Annotated in this window: 11 protein-coding genes and 1 pseudogene; all 12 read left to right on the top strand. The window is 55.4% G+C overall.

Annotation, left to right across the window (positions count from 1 at the left end; genetic code table 11):
• Positions 1-40: 40 nt before the first annotated feature.
• A pseudogene (locus ACWHRL_RS14295) lies at positions 41-1,099 on the top strand (type VI secretion system Vgr family protein); the annotation flags it as partial.
• The gene (locus tag ACWHRL_RS14290; protein ID WP_447894189.1) at positions 1,084-1,905 is read left to right on the top strand and encodes a DUF4123 domain-containing protein; all 822 of its coding nucleotides are present in this window, start codon (positions 1,084-1,086) and stop codon (positions 1,903-1,905) included. The pseudogene ACWHRL_RS14295 and the gene ACWHRL_RS14290, both read left to right, overlap by 16 nt.
• A complete protein-coding gene (locus ACWHRL_RS14285) occupies positions 1,902-5,147 on the top strand; it encodes a hypothetical protein (RefSeq protein WP_447894188.1) in 3,246 nt (1,081 codons plus the stop codon). The genes ACWHRL_RS14290 and ACWHRL_RS14285 overlap by 4 nt, the downstream gene beginning before the upstream one ends.
• Before the next feature lie 24 nt (positions 5,148-5,171).
• Positions 5,172-6,167, top strand: coding sequence for a tetratricopeptide repeat protein (locus tag ACWHRL_RS14280; RefSeq protein WP_447894187.1), 996 nt, complete (start codon positions 5,172-5,174; stop codon positions 6,165-6,167).
• A gap of 98 nt (positions 6,168-6,265) precedes the next feature.
• Positions 6,266-7,183 carry a tetratricopeptide repeat protein gene (locus ACWHRL_RS14275; protein ID WP_447894186.1) on the top strand — a complete coding sequence of 306 codons (918 nt, stop codon included), beginning with the start codon at positions 6,266-6,268 and terminating at the stop codon, positions 7,181-7,183.
• Between the two features lie 95 nt (positions 7,184-7,278).
• Positions 7,279-8,202 (top strand): tetratricopeptide repeat protein, encoded by a 924-nt coding sequence (locus ACWHRL_RS14270; protein ID WP_447894185.1) that lies wholly within the window; start codon positions 7,279-7,281, stop codon positions 8,200-8,202.
• A 119-nt stretch (positions 8,203-8,321) separates the two neighbouring features.
• Complete coding sequence (locus tag ACWHRL_RS14265) at positions 8,322-8,936, top strand: tetratricopeptide repeat protein (RefSeq protein WP_447894184.1); 615 nt, start codon at positions 8,322-8,324, stop codon at positions 8,934-8,936.
• A gap of 65 nt (positions 8,937-9,001) precedes the next feature.
• Positions 9,002-10,089 (top strand): IS3 family transposase gene (locus ACWHRL_RS14260; protein WP_447894183.1). Its coding sequence is split into 2 segments (ribosomal slippage): positions 9,002-9,257 and positions 9,257-10,089, totalling 1,089 coding nucleotides; the frame shifts between segments, so codons are not numbered across the junction.
• A 63-nt stretch (positions 10,090-10,152) separates the two neighbouring features.
• On the top strand, positions 10,153-10,413 hold the full coding sequence (locus ACWHRL_RS14255; protein WP_447894182.1) for a hypothetical protein: 261 nt from the start codon (positions 10,153-10,155) through the stop codon (positions 10,411-10,413).
• 62 nt (positions 10,414-10,475) lie between these two features.
• Entirely contained in the window at positions 10,476-11,414 is a 939-nt protein-coding gene (locus ACWHRL_RS14250) for a tetratricopeptide repeat protein (protein WP_447894181.1), read from the top strand.
• Positions 11,414-12,412, top strand: a complete 999-nt coding sequence (locus tag ACWHRL_RS14245) for a tetratricopeptide repeat protein (protein WP_447894180.1) — start codon at positions 11,414-11,416, stop codon at positions 12,410-12,412. The genes ACWHRL_RS14250 and ACWHRL_RS14245 overlap by 1 nt, the downstream gene beginning before the upstream one ends.
• An 833-nt stretch (positions 12,413-13,245) precedes the next feature.
• Positions 13,246-13,845 carry a hypothetical protein gene (locus ACWHRL_RS14240; RefSeq protein WP_447894170.1) on the top strand — a complete coding sequence of 200 codons (600 nt, stop codon included), beginning with the start codon at positions 13,246-13,248 and terminating at the stop codon, positions 13,843-13,845.
• The last annotated feature ends 44 nt before the right edge of the window (positions 13,846-13,889 follow it).

Raw genomic sequence — 13,889 nt, 5'->3', positions numbered from 1 at the left:
TAAAAAGTGTGCTCTGCCCGAACTTGCTTCAGGCCTTCGTGACACCGGCGGCATGACCCGCTACGTCAACCAGGTCACGCTGATGCCCGGCGACGCCGCCTGGCGCGCCACGCCCAATCCCAAGCCAAGCGTCGACGGCCCCCAGGTGGCTTTCGTGGTCGGCCCGGAAGGCGAAGAGATTCACTGCGACGAGCACGGCCGGGTCAAGGTCCAGTTCCCCTGGGACCGCTACGCTGAACCCGATGACACCGCCTGTTGCTGGGTGCGCGTCTCCCAGGGCTGGGCCGGCGGCGGCTACGGCAGCATTGCACTGCCGCGCATCGGCCACGAGGTGATCGTCTCGTTTCTGGAAGGCGACCCGGACCAGCCGCTGGTCACCGGGCGCACCTATCACGCGGTCAACCAGCCGCCCTACGATTTACCGGCGAACAAGACCCGCACGGTGCTGCGCACGCAAAGCCACAAGGCCGAAGGCTTTAACGAGCTGCGCTTCGAGGACGAGGCGGGGGAAGAGCAGATCTGGGTCCACGCCCAGAAGGACCTGGAGCTTTTAACGCTCAACGACCGCACCGAGGAGATCGAAAACGACAGCTTCCTGAACGTCAAAAACGACCGTATCAGCGAGGTCGATCACAATGATCATCACACGGTGCACGGCGACCGCTTCGAACATGGCGAAGGCGATCAGCACCTCACCGTACAGGGCAGCCTGCACCTCAACGCCGGCCAGGCCTGGCTCAGCGAAAGCGGCCGCGAACTCCACATCAAGGCCGGTCACAAGGTCGTGCTGGAAGCGGGCAGCGAGATCACCCTCAACGCGGGCGGCAGCTTCATCAAGCTGGATGGCGGTGGCATTACCATCGTCGGGCCGACCGTGAAGGTGAATGCGGGGGGCAGCCCGGGTAATGGGACCGGGCAGGCTGTGGAAGACCCGCTATTGCCCGGGCGGGCGGTGGCGGAGGCCCACGAGGCTGTCCCAGCAACCTCGTTGCCCAAGCTAAAAGACTACCAGCTCAGCGACGCGGCCATCATGCCGCTGTGCGGCAAAATCAATAATACTCAGTGTACCCGGGAGGACTGTCCATGTCTGACTGGTTGAGGCAAATGGCCGAGCGCTCCAGGGCCGCCTATAGCCTTGCAGAAGTGGCTGTTGGTCAACGCGGTTACGTGGTGCTGGATCAGCGGCGCGCGCCGGAGCAGTGTCGCTCGATACTCGGGCGCGAGGGGCGGCAGGAGTTTATGACGCTATTCGCAGGTACCTCACTCTCACCGCTTTTAGAAGCCAGCCCTTGGCTGGTAGAAGTTGGCGTGGGGAGTGATGCCTGGCACTATGCCGAGAAGCTCTGCCAAAAGCGCTTGGGGTGGATGTGCCTGCCTTCATCTGGCCAAACCCTTCAAAGCATCACCGATCATTTACGTTCTCTGTTCGTACTAGCCGATCCGCACGGTGGGACGTCACTCATCAATTTGCAGCAGCCCGCCGTGTGGATGGCGCTACTCGCCAGTGCCCCTATCAGCGTTTACAACCATTGGTTGAGACCCTTTCAACAGGTGGCAACGCCTACGCCCCAAGGCCAGTGGCTTGTCTGGCAAGTACAAGCTAGAACCACTGATGCATCTGATGTAGGGCAACTGACCAGCGAGATGGAAGTGGCGTTGAAAGAGAGTCAGCAGGCCTGGTGGTTGAGCCGTATGGCGAATGTCCCGCTGGGTAGTTTACGAGCCGTTTGGTTGGTCAAGATAAAGGTCTTGATGGAGGCAGGAATCACTCGTTCCGATCACCTGAAACGGCTTTTTCCCATGATAATCAGCGAGAGCGAGGTGCTGAGTTCACCCATAAAAGAGGTACTGGGTAAGCCGCTGCCATCTCGTAAAAAGGTACAGCAACTGGAGCATCTTGTATGAGTGCCTCGCAATCGTCGCAACGTCGTCTAAACACTGTCGTGGTCAATATATTCGAGTCGCCGCCCTCGGAGGGGGAAAGTCCGGGGGAGAATGCCTCTCACGTGTGTGAGGAGAATTGCTGGGCCGATATTATTTATATACCGGGTACACGAACGTTTTGGCTTTTGACCGAGGAAGTATCAGATGCGCTGATGGAAGCCTCTGACACCCTACGCGAGTGGACCAGCACAGAAGATAAGGAAGCGCGCCTTGACCTTCTGACGAACGAGGCCGGCTTGATGGAGTGTCTGCTACCCAGCCGCGCAGAAAGCTTTCTTAATGATTCCGAGCGTCAGCGCTATATCGAGAGCTTCAATCGACTGGTCGCGATCACATCTGAAGACATGCCATCCGTACAGCAACGGATCGCCCATGAGGAAGGCCTGCGTGACCTACTCTGGGATGTCAGCACGCCCGGTATGTTGCTTCATATCGTCGGCCATATTACGGGAAGTGAAGTCAGTGAAATTGAAAACGATTTACGCACACTCTACCAGCAGGGCGTAGAAAGAGCGGAAGAGCAGGGCTACTCGCTGGAGGGCGAGGCGTATTACGGGCCTTGGGAAGAAGAGATCGCACAGGCATTGGAAACATATCGTGTATGCCGTGAACAGGCGCAGAGACAATATCACTTCAATCCAGGCAGCCAAGGACCTGCGACTCCCTTCTCGCTTAGGGATGTCCTGGCAGAGTATCAACGCTTCATTGAGCTATGCGAATCCAATCCGCCCGTCGAGGCCGCGCAGGCTTGCCAATTTGTAGGTTATGTACAACAGCTGAGTGAACAGCAAACAGAAAAGTATCACGATTATCTCGAAAGCATTTTAAAACTCGCTGCACTTGGCATTGCCACGCCAGAGCTTGCACTCTCCAGTGCCTCCGGTGGTGGTTCAAATGTAGAGGGAGGCATAAACGGCTTCGATACCTATTGCCGCTTATTGAGAGAAAGCGCTGAGCTCAATGAGTCGGTAGAGCAAAAGCTAAGCGAATGGGAGTCCGGAACGGCAGGCCGCGCCCAACTGCCTGTTTTTCTTTTCGAGCAGGAACGCCAGCAGTACGAAAGGCTTCATGATCAGTTGGATGAGCTGTTTGAAGCGGCCAGCGAAGCAGTCAAGCAGATGAAGCCGGGACGAGTCCTGATATGGAACACGAACCTGAACGATGACCGGCATTCGCTAGGATACGAAAAGCGTAAAATCGAGCGGCTCGTACGCCGTGAATTTCCGCTTCGCGAGTTCAGCTCACCATTGGGCGACAAATCGCTGTGCCATATCAGTTTATGGCAACTGGCGCCTCTCATGTCAGAAACCGAACGCGAACGTTTGGATCAAGCACTTGGTGCCGATGGCGTACTGCCCGCCACCTTATGGGAAGCGCCTGAAACGGCGTTGACTCAGTGGTTGGCTTCGCGTGGCTGCGAGAGAATCGAGCATCAGCTCAGTTGGCACGAAGACACACTGGGTTTTTTCCAGCCGGATGACCTCTTTTCCTATTTGGAACAGCACCATTATGAGGTGGAGTCGTTAACGGGTGATAACAAAATCCGCTGGGGAGAAGCTCTCCAGAAGATCCTCTTTACCGGCCCTGGCCGTGAATCGTTGAGGCTTTTTGATGCCAGTGCACAAGCACAAATGCTGCGATTGGTCGGGATGACGCAATTTGACCTTAATGAGGAACGGTCAGAAGGTGAGCGTGACGCCCCTTGGAACGCCGAGGCGCAGTCCGGCAGCCTGGCATTTTTTGATGGTGAACTGACGTTCGAGGAAAAATCAGGTGCCAGCGTCACGCGCAATGATCAATTGGAACTGGCACGAGATACGGCCGGTGAGTGGTCCTTGAATGACAAGGATAAGACCGCTGCAAAGCTTTCTTACGGGTGGGAAAGTAAAGGCACGATCAGCCTGGCACGAGGCGAACTTCCTCTGGGGCGTTTGGTGCTACCTCAAAAGTCTCAAGCCTTGTCGGTCAGTATCGAACTGGCCGAACGTAATGAAACGCGCGACTTGGGGCGCTATACCGTTGTACTCGATGCGGTAGCCAAAGGCTTTGCCGGGGCAAGCGCAGTACTCTCAAGCGAGTTGGGGTTTGATTTCGATAAGGATGGGCTAAGCATCACTGGGGTCGACTGGGCCAAGCGCGAAGCCCAAGGCGCTGAGTTCGATGCGTTTGCGGGTGCCAAGCTGGGCATAGAGACGCGCTGTGCCCTTCACTGGGAGCCGCCGGAAAACTTGCAGCGCCTGCTGCCGACACGTGCCGCGTTATCAGAACTTGCCATGCAGGGCTCGAGCCGGTCACTCACGGGATGGCGAAGCCTTGGCAATGCCAAGTTGGGGGGCGAGGTATCCATCGGTATCGGGGCGAAGGCCGGTTTTCTTTTACGTATGCAGGGCGGTAAGTTCACGCTCGTCATGAGTGCTCGACTGGTCGTTGGCAAAGGCGTCGGCGGGTCGCTGGCGATTGATCTGGATGTAGATAGCCTTGATTTGTGGCTCACCATGCTTCACCGCGCCATGGTCGATAACAACTACGTCCAGCCCGAGTGGGTCGACGAAGAAGCCTACGAAACCCTGGGTTTTCTCGGTTATCTCGCCGCCACGACGTTGTTGAACGTAGGGCTTCTCGCCGCCCGCGGCAAGGCCGGTATCGAGCAGCTCTACAACGCCATGACGGGCGGGCAGAATGCGGGGCCGATTGCCTACGTTATTACCAACGATCCGCGGCAAGAACAGATGCGTAACTGGATTCAGCAACTAACGCCCGAGGCACTGGGGGCTTTGCTACATCTGCTAATCAGCGAACCGCGAGCGTTCGAAATTGAGACTCCCGGAAGAGGCCGAACCCGCGATAACGTAGAGTCATTCAATTCCCAGCAGGCATTGGACTTTCAGCAAATAGCCATTGCCAACTGTTTGGGGTGGATCGTGGACGGGGTAACAACCGGAGTCTACGGCTCACTATGTCGTTTTAGTCAGGAAGACCCGACTCCCTCACAGTACTTATTCGCCAAGGCACTTATACGAATGAGCGAGGACGGACAGCCATGGCATGATGACCCAAGACATGCCTACGAGCGCCGTAAACGTGACCTGGAATTTTTTATGGAACGGACTTCAGGCACAAGTGATGAAGACGTTAGATTTGCTAAACAAGAATACCGGCGCTATGCCGCAGGCTTAGCCACCGAAGTATGTGCTACTCAGTAAAGTAATCGACCAAGGAATGACGTCATGCGATCAACTCTTTTAGCTGCACTGACCAGCTTGCTTTTAGTACCGCTAAGCGTGCTGTCTGCTTGGGCCCTGGATGACGAAGCGCAAGCCGCCAAAGAGGAAAGAATGCGGTTATGGGGTATTCACCAGTGGGAAAGGATGCAGCCGCCACTTGAAATTGCCGCCGAAAGTGGCGATGCGGAAGCGATGTATTATTTGGGCGAAGCGAATCGACTGCTTAGCCGAGGTCTTTCACAGGCCGCACTTGACTGGTATTACCAAGCCGCTCAACACGGCGACCCCTACGCCATGCTGCGCTTGTTTGACGGTGGGGCCTGCGAGCTGGGCGACGTTTGCCCGGAAAACGGCGACGACTGGCCGCAGGAAGCGCTCGAGCTCATGCTGCCCCAGGCGGAAGCCGGAGACCCGGAGGCCATGGCGGCGCTTTATTACATTTATTACTACGTGGAAGAGCCCGACGAAGAAGAGGCGCTCGAGTGGCTGGACCGCGCTGCCGAGGCGGGCAATGCCTGGGCCATGCACTCGCTGGGCAAGCGTGCACGCAACGATGAGGATGCTTACAGTAGCGATACAGAGCGTTTGGAGGCCGCGGAGGTATGGTTTCGCCGGGCGGCCGAAGCGGGGTATGCGCCTGGGATGAATGATTTAGCCGTCATTTTGAGCCATTTGGGGCGATATGAAGAAGCTTGGGAGTGGATGCTTCAAGCCTCAGAGGCGGGCCATATTAATGGTAGGCAATGGGTAGCATCTTGCTATATCGAGCCTGAAGCACAAGGGCGGGAAATGTGTCAGGTAGACAAACAGCCTGCGAAAGGGTGGGCGATTATGCTGGCCAGAAATGAGGAAGTACCGGGTACTTCCTCAGAGCGAGCACTACGGGTGTATCATGATAGCCTTACCCCCGAACAACGCGCCGAAGGCGAGCGTATGAAGGAAGAATGGCTGGGCCTGGAACCGCCGCTTTCCTATTTCCCCGAGAAGTTTGGCCCCTGATGATGTTACTCCCTCGCGCCGGTCTTCTGGCAACCCTAGCCTGCTTGCTTTTGATACCGTTAACGCTACTACCACCTGCGTGGGCGTTGGATGACGAAGTGCAAGCCGCCAAAGAAGAGGGTATGAGGCTTTACAACGCACACCAACGCTCAAAGAGCCCACCCTATTTGGAAATAGCCGCAGAAGCGGGTGATGCGGAGGCGATGTATTATCTAGGAGAAGTTGATCGCTTGCGTCATATGGGTCTAACCCAGGCAGCACTGGACTGGTACCACCAGGCCGCTCTACACGCCGACCCCTACGCCATGCTGCGCCTGTTCGACGGAGGCGCCTGCGAGCTGGGCGACGTTTGTCCGGAAAACGGCGATGACTGGCCGCAGGAAGCGCTCGAGCTCACGCTGCCCAAGGCCGAAGACGGGGACGCTGAGGCCATGGCGGCGCTTTATTACATTTATTACTACGTGGAAGAGCCCGACGAAGAAGAGGCGCTCGAGTGGCTGGACCGCGCAGCCGAGGCGGGCAATGCCTGGGCTATGAACACGCTGGGCAAGCGCGCACGTGATGATGAGGATGCTTATGAAAGTGAAACTGCGCAGCTTGAAGCGGCGGAGGTATGGTTTCGCAGAGCAGCTGAACTCGGATATGCGCCATCCATGAACAATCTATCAGCAATTTTAAGTAATTTAGGACATAATGATGAAGCTTGGGAGTGGATGACAGAAGCTTCTGAAGCAGGTCACATAAATGGTAGGCGCTGGACAGCTTCATGCCATATAGTACCTGAAGAAGAAGGACGCGATTTATGTGACCCAGCGCCAGCACCGAATCCTGCTATCGGCTGGGCAATTATGTTGGCTATTGATGAAGAAGTGCCAGGAGCCTATTCCAACGATAGTCTTGAATATTACAAAGAAATGCTCACACCTGAACAATGCGAAGAAGGCGAGCGTATGAAAGACGATTGGCTGGGCCTGGAACCGCCGCTCTCCTATTTCCCCGAGAAATTTGGTCCCTGATGATGTTACTGCCTCGCCCCGGTCTTCTCGTGACACTAGCAAGCTTGCTTTTAGTCTCTCTAAGCGTGTCGCCTGCCTGGGCCCTGGATGACGAAGTGCAAGTAGCAAAAGATGAAGGGATGCGGCTTTATGGCATTAGAAAAGTAGATTCAGCTATTCCATTCCTTGAGCAAGCGGCTGAAGCTGGTGATGCAGAGGCGATGTACTACTTGGGTGAATTCAACCGCCGCTTGGTGATGGGTAACATGAACCAGGCCGCGCTGGACTGGTATTACCTGGCCGCCCAACACGGCGACCCCTACTCTATGCTGCGCTTGTTTGACGGTGGGGGCTGCGAGCTGGGCGATGTTTGCCCGGAAAATGGCGATGATTGGCCGCAGGAGGCACTCGAGCTCACGTTGCCTAAGGCAGAAGCCGGGGACTCGGATGCCATGGCGGCGCTTTATTACATTTATTACTACGTGGAAGAGCCCGACGAAGAAGAGGCGCTTGTGTGGCTACACCGGGCGGCCGAGGCGGGCAATGCTTGGGCCATGAACACGCTGGGTAAGAAGGCGCGTGATGAAGGAGGTTCTTTCGAGCTCAATATGGAGCAATTAGAAGCGGCGGAAGTATGGTTTCGCCGGGCAGCCGAGGCAGGGTATGCGCCGGGCATGAACAATTTGGCTGTCGTCTTGAGTCATCTAGAACATTACGAGGAGTCTAGAGAGTGGCGAGAAGCATCCTCTGACGCAGGACATATCAATGGGCGTCGATGGATAGCCGCCTGCAATATAGTGCCCACACTCAGAGACTTTAAGGACTTATGTCGGGCGGCATTAGAGCCAGATCCTGCAAAAGGGTGGGCAATATTGTTGGCAATTCAGGAAGAGGTGTCCGGAAGCTATTCAGATCAAGACCTGGATATCTATAGAGAGCACGTCACCCCCGAACAACGCGCCGAAGGCGAACGCATGAAAGACGACTGGCTGGGCTTGGAACCGCCGCTCTCTTATTTCCCCGAGAAGTTTGGCCCATGATGATGTTACTGCCTCGCGCCGTTCTTCTGGCGACATTAGCCAGCTTGCTCTTAATGCCGTTAACGCTACCGCCTGCTTGGGCCCTGGACGAGCAAGCGCAAGCCGCCAAAGAGGAAGGAATGCGGTTATGGGGTATTCACCAGTGGGAAAGGATGCAGCCGCCACTTGAAATTGCCGCCGAAAGTGGCGATGCGGAAGCGATGTATTATTTGGGCGAAGCGAATCGACTGCTTAGCCGAGGTCTTTCACAGGCCGCACTGGACTGGTATTACCAGGCCGCCCAGCACGGCGAGCCCTATGCCATGCTGCGCCTCGACTCAGGGGGCGCCTGCAAACTGGGCGGCGTTTGCCCCGAAAACGGCGATGACTGGCGAGACGCGGCCCTCGATGCGACCCTGCCCAAGGCCGAAGACGGCGACCCGGAGGCCATGATGGCGCTCTACTCCATCTACGCCGTAGAGGACAGAGAGGCCGCCAATCACTGGCTGCTGGAAGCGGCTGAAGCAGGCAACGTCTATGCTCAAGACTGGTTAGGGCGAAGAATTCGAGATGGTGAAAGTGGCACCAGGTACACCAACGATACGGAGCGCCGGGAAGCGGCTGAGGTTTGGTTCCGCCAGGCAGCGGAGCTGGGCTACCCACCTTCCATGAGTAACCTGGCAGGGATATTGGCGAACCTGGAGCGTTACGATGAGGCGTGGGAGTGGATGGAAAAAGCCTCGGATGCGGGGTAATCCCCCCGAAAAATAACCGCGGTGATAAGTGGAATTTTGTAACCTGAACAGACAGGAGATTCCACATGCGAAAATCACGTTTTACCGACAGCCAGATCATGGCGATTCTGAAGCAAGCCGAGAACGGCGTGCCGGTTCCTGAACTTTGCCGCGAGCACGGTATGAGCAGTGCCACGTTTTATAAATGGCGTTCGAAGTATGGCGGTATGGACGCGTCCATGATGAAGCGCCTCAAGGACCTGGAAGACGAAAACCGTCGGCTCAAGAAGATGTACGCCGAAGAGCGCTTGAAATCCGAGCTTCGCCAGGAGGCCCTTGAGGGAAAGTGGTAAAGCCATCTCAACGCCGAGAGATGGCAATAAATGCAGTTGATGCCGATCGCTGCAGTGTACGGCTGGCCTGTGTGGCCTTTGGTATCAGTGAGACCTGTTATCGCTACCGGGCAAAGCTGAGCCATGAGAACGCGGTGATTGCCGACTGGCTGGTGCGTTTAACCCATAACCAGCGTAACTGGGGTTTTGGGCTGTGTTACCTGTATCTGCGTAACGTGAAGGGCTTCGGCTGGAACCATAAGCGCATCTACCGGATTTACCGGGAACTGGAGCTTAACCTGCGGATCAAGCCCAGGAAGCGACTGGTGCGGAAAAAGCCGGAACCCCTGTCGGTACCGCAGGCTCTGAACGGCTGTTGGTCTATGGACTTCATGCACGACCAGTTGGCAGATGGCCGAACGTATCGGTTGTTCAACGTGCTCGATGACTACAACCGGGAAGGTCTGATCATCGATGCAGACTTCTCGCTGTCGGCAGAGCGCGTAATACGCTCTCTCACGCAGTTGATCGAATGGCGCGGCAAGCCAAAAGCCATTCGCTGTGACAACGGCCCGGAATACATCAGCGGTAAGCTCGTTACCTGGGCAAGGCAGGAAGGCATTGAACTTCGATACATCCAGCCGGGGAATCCGCAGCAGAATGCTTATGTTGAACGTTACAACCGAACGGTACGCTATGACTGGCTGAGCCATTACCTGTTCAACTCGATCAGTGAGGTTCAGGACTTTGCCACACGCTGGCTTTGGACTTACAACCACGAACGACCGAATATGGCATTGGGTGGAATGACACCGAAACAAAAGGTAGCCATGGCTGCCTAGACGCCTCTACTTATCGCCCCGGTTATAAATGGGGAGATTACCGCGGGGCTTATGAATGGTCGCATGTGGTTAGTTTCGTGCAATATCGTACCCAACAATGAAGGAAGGGAGTTGTGTAACAGCGCGCCGCTGCCTAACCCAGCAGAAGGATGGGCCATTGCCTTGGCTATCAACGAGGAAGTGCCCAATACTTACTCTTCTACCGATTGGTACAGATATCGCCAGATTGTTTCTCCTGAAGAGCGTGAAGAGGGCGAAGCCATGAAGGATGAGTGGTTGAATTTAGCACCGCTTTCCTATTTTCCCGATAAGTTTGGCTTTTAATGAGGGGCTTTCTTTACCGCACTCTATATTGCCTCACCGCCGCCGTTGCCCTGACGGCGGCAATGCCTGCCTATTCGCTCGATGATGCTGCCCAGGCTGCCAAAGACGAAGGCATGCGGCTTTATAACGCTTATCAACGCTCGAAAAGCGAGCCGTACCTGAAAACGGCCGCAGAAGCGGGGGATGTCGAGGCGATGTACTACCTGGGTGAGGTGTATCGCTTACGGCATATGGGATTAACGAATGATGCCATGGACTGGTACTACCAGGCCGCCCTGCACGGCGAGCCCTATGCCATGCTGCGTCTCGACTCCGGTGGCGCCTGCAAGTTGGGCGGCGTTTGCCCCGAGGAAGGCGATGACTGGCGAGACGCGGCCCTCGAGGTGACCCTGCCCAAGGCCGAAGAGGGCGACTCGGAGGCCATGATGGCGCTCTACTCCATCTACGCCGTAGAGGACAGTGAGGCCGCCAATCACTGGCTGCTGGAAGCGGCCGAAGCAGACAACGTCTATGCTCAAGACTGGTTGGGAAGAAGAATCCGCGATGGTGAAAGTGGCACTAGTTACACCAACGATACGGAGCGCTTGGAATCGGCTGAGGCTTGGTTTCGTCGGGCGGCCGAGCTGGGCTACCCACCTTCCATGAGCAACCTGGCAGGGATATTGGCGAATCTGGAGCGTTACGATGAAGCCTGGGAATGGATGGAAAAAGCCTCTGATGGGGGGCTTATCAATGGCCGGCAGTGGTTAGCTGATTGCAATATTATGCCGAATACTGAAGGAAGAAAGCTATGTGATGGCGCCCCCTCTCCTGATCCAGCAAAAGGGTGGGCCATTGCGCTCTCTATCGATGAGGAGGTACCCAATACTTTCTCGTCTACTACTTGGTATATATTTCGTCAGCATGTCACCCCTGAAGAGCGTGACGAAGGCGAGGCCATGAAAGAGGAGTGGTTAAATTTAGCACCGCTCTCCAATTTCCCCGATAAATTTGGCTTTTAATGATTGGCTGTCTTTACCGCACTTTATACTGCCTCACTGCCGCCGTCGTTCTCACGGCGGCAGCACCCGTCTACTCACTCGATGAAGACACCCAGGCTGCCAAGGACGAAGGCATGCGGCTCTGGGGCATCCACCAGTGGGAAACGATGCAGCCGCCACTGGAAATTGCTGCAGAAGCAGGCGATGTCGAGTCGATGTACTACCTCGGTGAAGCCAACCGGCTGCTTAGCCGCGGCTTGTCCAATGCAGCCATGGACTGGTACTACCAGGCCGCCCAAGACGGCGAGCCCTATACCATGCTGCGCCTCGACTCAGGGGGCGCCTGCAAACTGGGTGGTGTTTGCCCCGAGGAGGGCGATGACTGGCGCAAAGCGGCCCTCGATGCGGCCCTGCCCAAGGCCGAGGAAGGCGATACCGATGCCATGGTGGCGCTCTACTCCATTTATGCCAAGTTAGGCGATATGGAGGTCGCCGACCACTGGCTGCTGGAAGCAGCCGAGGCAGACAATACGTATGCGCAGGATTGGTTGGGACGAAGAATCCGCAGCGAACACGATAGTTACGGTAGTTACGTCAACGATACGGAGCGCCTGGAAGCGGCTGAGGCTTGGTTTCGTCGTGCGGCCGAGCTGGGCTATGCCCCCTCAATGAATAATTTATCGGCTACATTAGTGCACCTTGGTCGTTTAGAAGAAGCCTATGATTGGATGATAAGAGCATCAGATGCAGGAATGGCTCTTTCAAGATTTGCCATTGGTTGGTGTTATATTGAACCAGAATACGATGTTATTTGCCCTGATGAACCTCATATGGCAGCAGGGGTCGGGATTTTGGAGGCTATGGTAGAAGAGATTAATAAGCCTGAGGCAAAGTCTTTACTGGATGGTTTTTCAGAGCCGCTCACTGACCAAGAGCAAGAAGAAGCCGATGCAGTGAAAACTAAATGGCTCAATCACCAGCCACCACTTTCTTATTTTCCCGCCAAGTTTGGCTTTTAATGATTAATGGTCTCTACCGAACGCTGCATTGCCTCATGGCCGCCCTTGCCCTAACGGTGGCTATGCCTGCCTATTCGCTCGATGATGCTGCCCAAGCCGCCAAAGGCGAAAGTATGCGGCTTTATAACGCTTATCAACGCTCGAAAAGCGAGCCGTACCTGAAAACGGCAGCAGAACCTGGGCGGTAGCTGGCTTGCTAATTATTACAGTATTAGCCGACATGACGGGTGGCTGCTCTCTACCCCCTGGAGCCAAGGTGCTTCTAAAGTCAGTGATCGTCCATTTGAAGCGTATCAATCACGGTTACAGGAGATTGCTCAAGCACCCAAAATGGGTATCACTATTGAAGAGGCTGACAGCTGGTGGCGGCGGCAAGTTAGTGGGCCAGAGTCAGTTGATTTTAAACTCTCTTTGCCAATTCGCCTTGGAGACCTTGCGGCACCGTCTGTCAGAAGGGCGCCGGTGCGTCTTTCCATCGGTGTCTACCAAGTGCAGCCGGAAAATCAGGGGCAAGATTATCAGTCTGAATAATGGGTGAAGGCTACCGATAAGATCGTGGAAAGCTTGTCCCTTGCGGATAAAGCGCCACTCGCGTTTGCCCTGCCTCGGCCTGAGTCACTGAATTCGATATCGGCGCGGCCCACCCATAATGTTTTTGCCGTACGGCTGGAAGTGCTGGGCCACGATGGCCATTATCAGGCCAACGATTACCATATTTATGTATCGCCCTCAGGGCAGCGGAGATTACACGCCATCGGATGTTGCTATTCGCGGTCAACAAGCCCCGTGGCAACACATCGACCCTCTTCTTTTGATTTGATTAAGGCACTTCCATGTCGGCCAAACAAAACCCAACGCCGCGCCCGGATATGCTCCAGCCCCACCGGGCTGGAGATGTTGAGTCATTTTCAGGTGGTAAGGTTATCTACCTGTCGCCTACTCCCTTGCCTACAGGAGCAGCTCCTCTAGATTTCAATCAGGCGATTGGAGAATTAAATGATATCTGCTTGGATTTCGGGGAAAGCCTTCCTACGCCATTCACTTGGCAGTTCACGTTAGGTATACCCTTTATAGGCTTTTTGATGCTGGTTTTTCTTATTCCAGTGCTTGGGGGAGGGCTAATGTGGTTTATTGGAAAGGATATCGAGCTTTTTTACGCAGGTATTGCCGGGCTTTTTAATGAAGTATTTGCTCAGGCTTCAGTAATCTGTTTCTTGATATTAATATTAGCCTTGTTCATTAAAGCCCATTATCACTATAAGTTCCGGGAAGCTGTGCCCACACGCTTTCACCGCCAACGCCGCGAGGTCGCCTTCGCGCCGGGGGATGGCAAGCCACCCATCATTGTACCCTGGGAAAACGTGGCGGCCTGGGGACGCAAGCGCAGGGGGCAACGCAATACGGTGTACAGCGCCAGTATGGCCTGGGGATAGGCTTTATCGAGCCTGAAACCGGGCAGCAGCACTTCCTGGAATTA

The sequence above is a fragment of the Vreelandella sp. GE22 genome (assembly GCF_968212445.1).
This window is presented reverse-complemented; position numbering and strand designations above follow the sequence as displayed.

Coding starts and splice junctions, on each gene's coding strand:
- ACWHRL_RS14290 (WP_447894189.1), top strand. CDS start 1,084: ATGTCTGACTGGTTGAGGCAAATGGCCGAGCGCTCCAGGGCCGCCTAT.
- ACWHRL_RS14280 (WP_447894187.1), top strand. CDS start 5,172: ATGCGATCAACTCTTTTAGCTGCACTGACCAGCTTGCTTTTAGTACCG.
- ACWHRL_RS14285 (WP_447894188.1), top strand. CDS start 1,902: ATGAGTGCCTCGCAATCGTCGCAACGTCGTCTAAACACTGTCGTGGTC.
- ACWHRL_RS14245 (WP_447894180.1), top strand. CDS start 11,414: ATGATTGGCTGTCTTTACCGCACTTTATACTGCCTCACTGCCGCCGTC.
- ACWHRL_RS14240 (WP_447894170.1), top strand. CDS start 13,246: ATGTCGGCCAAACAAAACCCAACGCCGCGCCCGGATATGCTCCAGCCC.
- ACWHRL_RS14265 (WP_447894184.1), top strand. CDS start 8,322: ATGCGGTTATGGGGTATTCACCAGTGGGAAAGGATGCAGCCGCCACTT.
- ACWHRL_RS14255 (WP_447894182.1), top strand. CDS start 10,153: ATGTGGTTAGTTTCGTGCAATATCGTACCCAACAATGAAGGAAGGGAG.
- ACWHRL_RS14250 (WP_447894181.1), top strand. CDS start 10,476: ATGCCTGCCTATTCGCTCGATGATGCTGCCCAGGCTGCCAAAGACGAA.